Source organism: Mesorhizobium sp. M0830 (genome assembly GCF_040319965.1).
Lineage (GTDB): Bacteria > Pseudomonadota > Alphaproteobacteria > Rhizobiales > Rhizobiaceae > Mesorhizobium.
The window spans coordinates 1-658 of sequence record NZ_JAMYOR010000155.1 but is presented as its reverse complement, the minus strand read 5'-3'; the positions used below and the strand labels follow the sequence as shown (position 1 = coordinate 658).

Below are 658 nucleotides of genomic sequence, written 5' to 3'. Positions count from 1 at the left end.
CAACTTGCGGATCTGGCGGCAGCGGGTCAAACGCCTGGCGCCGGCACCAGGCGGAAAGAATGCTTCCAGTCCGCGGCATAGGCGCGACGGGTGTTTGCCAAACTCCCCGCCTCGGCGCAATCGCGCGCGGGGTCTGCAAGCTTTTCGAGATGCGCAGGCAGTGATGCTTGTCGCGAGTCGAGGACTGGCGGGGAAGGGAGCTTTATCCGGGCGCCCATCTCCATGACGATGTCGACAATGTCAGGCAGGTCCTCGGTGTCGACCGCGTCGAGGGGCGTCATGAAATTACGGGGACTGCCCATCGGAACTCTCGTTCATTGAATGCCGCGGTGGTGCGATTCCGAGGGCCCAACGTGCGACCAAAGCGCCGAATTGTCCACCGCGAGGTGCTTGATCTAGCTGCGACAGCTGCGCGCGGTCGCGTACGACAAGCGGTTGGGTACGATTATCATGTCCAATCCAGTGTTGACCCTCCTAGGGTCCTCTTCCTCAGTGCCAATCCTTGCCTTCATGTTCAACATCCCTTATGTTTCGTTCAACAGTGGAGAATGCAGGATGAGCAGACGTGGCGCAACGGCCGCCGAAAGCCAGGAGCGGATCGCCCACACCCGGAACCGTCTGGTGCTCGAACAGGCGAGGGCCGTCGGCCTTCTTGGCG

At 61.6% G+C, this 658-nt stretch carries 1 protein-coding gene; it reads right to left on the bottom strand.

The features are described 5' to 3' along the window. Nucleotides 1-26: 26 nt before the first annotated feature. Nucleotides 27-302: a hypothetical protein gene (locus NKI20_RS33650; protein WP_352838305.1), complete on the bottom strand. Its 276-nt coding sequence runs from the start codon at nt 300-302 to the stop codon at nt 27-29. Nucleotides 303-658: the final 356 nt, after the last annotated feature.